Raw genomic sequence first — 4,854 nt, forward strand, 5'->3', positions numbered from 1 at the left:
TTTGCGTTCTTTTGAATATCGTGTCATTGTTTATTCCTTATCGCCCCCGAATATTAATTAAAAATTAGACACGACAACTATTCTGACACAGGGGGGCCACACAAAAACAAGGCGGGAGAACATGATGAGGCATGATCATATTCATGCTGGTGTTTCATGCTCTGCTCAGCCATAACCAGTATTCTCTCAGCAGAACCTGGCACGATTTTTTTCATACTCTGCGAATATTGCCGGGTGTGGCATTGGGCCGGAAAATGTAGATGCCTGAATTTCAGCGGAAACTGATGCTGGATTATTTCCGTTGTGGTTACGAATGGGGGTGTTTCGGCTATTTTTTGGTGATTGTGACTTTGGCATCGCTCTCGAATCTGCCGCATGCATCTCTTAATTCCCTGCCTACGCGGCCAAAATGGGAGGCGACGTCATTTCTTGCTTGCTTGTTGACGCGCAATTGCCTTGTTTAGCCCGTCTGTGGGCATGGTATCCATCACACTCCCGATGCCGCTCAGCACGTTATTCGTACCCTTTTTCATGTTTGACTTCAGGGTCTGTTGACGTTTTAAGTTCAAAATACCAGACTCACTTCTATGGACCTGACCCCGTCGTGTGCGCTGGTTCTGGTAGCGGATCATCGTGCACGGTTTTTGGGGTTATTTGTCTTATTTACGTGCACTATTTTATCAGAATAGAGGTAATTCCAATATAGAATCAGTTACTTATACTTTCTGAGCAAGCTCTAAATAAAAACAAAAGAGGCAGAGTAAAATCAGTCTATTTTACTCCGCCCCTGTGGTTTTCATCATGTCAGAAATTGGCGCGCATGCCGGGGTTCACTATAAATAAGACAGTGAGCTGAGCGCCAAGATTAGAACTATTCGGGTTGTTCTTTCTGCCAACGCAAGGCCACTGTTCTTGCTTGTTCTAAATTTCGGCAGTGCGTCAATGACCCAGCCACTTTGCGCACGCCAGCACGGCGCAGCTTAACTATGATCCGCGTCTGCACACCGACTAAAATCAGTCGGACTCCCTTATGCTTCATTTCAATAATCAGCGATTGAAGATCCACAATGGCCGTGCCATCTATGCTTGGCACATCGCGCATATCGACAATGACCGTTTTAACTTTAGGATCCACCAAGTGCAGTGATGTAAGTGCTTTTCCCACAGCCCCGAAAAACAGCGGGCCATTGATGTCATAAACTGCCACCTCAGCAGGAAGTCCTTTGATCGCAGGAAAATTGTCAATTTCAACCTGGGCCGTTTGAGTCAGCAATGACATTCGCCTGATAAACAACGCAGCGGCCAGCCCAACCCCAACGGCTACCGCCAGGACCATATCGAAAATTACAGTGAGGCCAAAGCATATAACGAGGATGGCCACATCCTCGGGCGGGGCTGAACGCAGGGTATTCAGGAAATGTCTTGCCTCACTCATATTCCAAGCCACAATAAAAAGGAGAGCGGCGAGAGCTGCCATCGGAACCCAACCAAGTAGTCCAGCGAGTGCGACCACCGCAAGCAAGACAACAAGCGCATGAATGACGGCAGAAATCGGTGAGCGTGCGCCACTGCGGATATTGGTTGCAGTTCGAGCAATAGCAGCAGTGGCCGTGATTCCACCAAAAAGAGGGGCAACAATATTTCCCAACCCCTGGCCGATTAGCTCCGCATTGGGGTCATGCTTGGTCTTCGTCAAACCGTCTGCCACCACTGCGCATAACAGCGACTCTATGGCACCAAGCATAGCAATCGCAAAAGCTGGACCCAAAAGTGCCCGTATCAATTCAAAGTTTAGCTTCAGTGGCTCGCCATCGGGTCCCGGCAATAGCCAAGGTGCCATAAACGATGGCGGAATAGGCGGGATCCCACTTCCTACCACCCCATTCACGTCCCAGACAAAACGTGACGCAATCGTTTCCACCGCAACGCCTGCCTCTTGGCCGCCCAGCCATTGATTAACGCCATAAGCGACAAACGCTCCAACAACCAAACCAACAAGGGGAGCAGGAATCGGTATATGAAGACGTGGCCACAAAAGCATGACGATCAATGTGAATGCGCCCACGCTCAGTTCAAGTGGGTTGAAGGTGGGCAGTGAGGTGGCGATAACTGACACATTATCGACAAAGTGTTCACCAAGCTTTCCCGTCTCTAATCCAAGAAAATCAGGAATCTGTAACACTGCAATGACGACCGCGATACCGGCCGTAAAGCCAAGCACTACCGGGTATGGAACAAACTGAATAAGACGGCCCATGCGGGCTACCCCTAAAATCACTAAGATGGTGCCCGCCATCATCGATGCGATAAGCAAACCGCCCAGACCGTACTGTTGGACAATGGGGAAAAGAATGACGACGAACGCTGCTGTCGGACCCGAGACATTGAAGCGGGCACCACCGGTTAACGCGGTAATGGCTCCAGCCACAATCGCTGTGTAGAGACCATGCTGAGGCGGAACGCCTGTGGCGATCGCCAACGCCATCGACAGTGGCACGGCCACAGTACCGATAGTAAGACCAGCCATCACATCCTTGCGCAAATCAGTGAGTCCGTAACCCTCCCGCCACGCGGCGCGCAGACCTGTGGAAATGCCGGGCAGATTAATTAAAAACCTTTGGTGAGACATACGATAGCCCTCGTTGCAAGCGCCCTTACCATTGCAGAGTCGAGCAGAGCATTTGGCTCAGGAAGTGAAAATTATGTTAACAATATTAACATTTAGTTATAATTTAATGCAATAACGAGGCGCGTTATATCACGCAAGGAGCAATGCCAAGGTATTGCGATAAGGAAGAGATAACATTAACATTAGATGTTAATGTTAAAGGAGAATATTAGTGGAAAAGAAGACTGCTCGCCTCACTCTACTCATAGATCCAGAAAAGAAACTGGCCTTTGAGCAGCTATGCGCTTTACAAGACCTGACCCCTTCGCAAGTAGTGCGGCAACTGATACGTGATTATTTACATAAACATGGGGTGGAGTACGAAACACAGATGATTAAACACAGAAAAAGCACCTCAAGCTGATCCAAGCGCCCACTCGCACATAGCCACACCAATCTATGCCAATTCATGAACCGAAATGGGGCCACACCCTGCGCAACAAAGCCCGGCGTCAGCATCATATTCGATAGCGGATAAATAAAAACAAAAGAGGCGGAGTAAAATCAGTCTATTTTACTCCGCCCCTGTGGGTTTCATCATGTCAGAAATCGGTGCTCACTGTTTGGCAGCGGGCTGGGCTGTGCGGCGACTCGAATGGAATAATAGCAAAAGGGTAGCGTCCCCTTTTATCGATAGCAAAAGGGTAGCGTCCCCTTTTATCGTGAGGGTGCGGTTTAACCAACGGGTGGTGTGTCTGAGAGGGTGGTCTTAAGCCGGGATGGAATAAAGTGCTGTCTGGGTATAGCTGATACTGGGTACGCTTCGTTTATATGTTAATGAGCAGCATGTAAACGGGTACAGTCATGATTTACGCGGAGTTTTGCGGCAATTTTGAAACCGCGCAGCGGTGGAGAAATTGTCCGACAACAGCAAATTGTTATATTTGCTCGAACAACTCTTCACGGAGTTTCGCGACCCCATTCTCACCATACACATCATCCTGTAATTTAAGCATTTTCTCCATGTATTTCCTATTCTCTCCAACAAGATACTTTTGGCATTGCGAGTTCATAACCATCGTTAGCTTAGTGCTGATAATAGCTGGAAAATCAGTTTTGTTATTAGCAGTTGGCGAATAACTGATCAGCTGATTCTTGGATAATGGCATAAAAAATTTGGATCTAAAGGAAAACACCTCAGAAATATTTTCAATAATAATTGGGTTGTCGCCTGTTAGAAAATTTCCCCAACCATTATGCTCATCAGACACAGCATGAAGACACCAACAGTCAAAATCCGTGTCATGAATCCGCAAATCAAACGTCAAGAGTGGAAGAAAAAAACTACGGAAATAGTGGCGGAATCCCTCATTATTTTTTAACAACTCCCTAAGCTTTTCAATTTCACCCAGCGAAACGCCACCGAATGTTATTTTATCTCCGAATTTATTTAGGTCCAAATTATTAATATATGTCTCAGAAAATCTATCCGTAAGCGGCATTCTCCAAAACTGGAATGCCACAAATAGTTTAAGTAAATACAAACCCTGCTTTGAGATCAATTCCTCGTGAGAAATGCCTTTTCTTATATGATGGAAGAAATCCCCGAAACTGGTCTCAATCGTGCTGTAGAGCTTCTCAACTTGATCACTGGGTCTACCTTTGAATTCTATAGTATTGCGATGCTTCTCGTAGAGGACTGTTTTGGGTGTTTGTTTGTCCTTCTTAAATTTGCGCAGATATTTGTCGAAGACTTGCAGCCTCCCATCTGAGGAGGTAAACCCTCTCAAGTAGAGCTGCGGAATGTAATGATGATTCACCGAACTCAACCGGGACCTCCAGAAATATAACGCCCGCAGCACTCGCGGCTTTGTAGTGAAGGCGCAGCCGTAACGAAAAAGCCGTCGCTGTGCCTGCGATTGTTAAGCGGCATTATTCCAACACCCTGGACTATCACTGTAAAAAAAGTCTATATGGACTCCCGCCCCTAAAGCCTGTCGAAGAATTTCATAAGCTCTATAGCAGTATGCCTGATCATTGCCATATACCGAAATTGCCACTCGCCGAATACCGGATAAAGATATGCGGTTAAGAATGTAGAGATCTTGCTCCCAAAGCCCCCACCCATAGATTACAAGATCATGCGAAAGACTAGTACCCAGCATCCGAAATATATCCGATAACCTATACGAGCAAAGGTTTGCCAATATAAGTCCAGCGAAACGACTTTGCCAAGGTTTCATTGA

6 protein-coding genes are annotated in these 4,854 nt (G+C 46.9%); 1 reads left to right on the forward strand and 5 read right to left on the reverse strand.

Annotated features, from left to right (window positions below):
• Nucleotides 1–77: 77 nt before the first annotated feature.
• The 3 genes from BLV85_RS16000 to dauA all read right to left on the reverse strand — a co-directional run bounded on the left by BLV85_RS16000 (nucleotide 78) and on the right by dauA (nucleotide 2,629).
• Entirely contained in the window at nucleotides 78–377 is a 300-nt protein-coding gene (locus BLV85_RS16000) for a DUF2335 domain-containing protein (protein ID WP_090415877.1), read from the reverse strand.
• A 45-nt stretch (nucleotides 378–422) separates the two neighbouring features.
• Complete coding sequence (locus BLV85_RS15365) at nucleotides 423–632, reverse strand: hypothetical protein (RefSeq protein WP_176974059.1); 210 nt, start codon at nucleotides 630–632, stop codon at nucleotides 423–425.
• Nucleotides 633–871: 239 nt separating this feature from the next.
• The gene (gene dauA, locus BLV85_RS14205) at nucleotides 872–2,629 is read right to left on the reverse strand and encodes a C4-dicarboxylic acid transporter DauA (protein WP_090415878.1); all 1,758 of its coding nucleotides are present in this window, start codon (nucleotides 2,627–2,629) and stop codon (nucleotides 872–874) included.
• Between the two features lie 211 nt (nucleotides 2,630–2,840).
• Between dauA and BLV85_RS14210 the strand changes: the two genes are divergently transcribed.
• Nucleotides 2,841–3,032 carry a CopG family transcriptional regulator gene (locus BLV85_RS14210; RefSeq protein ID WP_090415879.1) on the forward strand — a complete coding sequence of 64 codons (192 nt, stop codon included), beginning with the start codon at nucleotides 2,841–2,843 and terminating at the stop codon, nucleotides 3,030–3,032.
• Between the two features lie 514 nt (nucleotides 3,033–3,546).
• Here the strand turns inward: BLV85_RS14210 and BLV85_RS14215 are convergent.
• Both BLV85_RS14215 and BLV85_RS16005 read right to left on the reverse strand, forming a co-directional pair.
• Nucleotides 3,547–4,428, reverse strand: a complete 882-nt coding sequence (locus BLV85_RS14215; protein WP_218132859.1) for a DUF4238 domain-containing protein — start codon at nucleotides 4,426–4,428, stop codon at nucleotides 3,547–3,549.
• 102 nt (nucleotides 4,429–4,530) lie between these two features.
• Nucleotides 4,531–4,851, reverse strand: a complete 321-nt coding sequence (locus tag BLV85_RS16005; RefSeq protein WP_090415881.1) for a DUF4917 family protein — start codon at nucleotides 4,849–4,851, stop codon at nucleotides 4,531–4,533.
• Nucleotides 4,852–4,854 lie beyond the last annotated feature (3 nt).

It is taken from the genome of Nitrosomonas halophila (assembly GCF_900107165.1).
Lineage (GTDB): Bacteria > Pseudomonadota > Gammaproteobacteria > Burkholderiales > Nitrosomonadaceae > Nitrosomonas > Nitrosomonas halophila.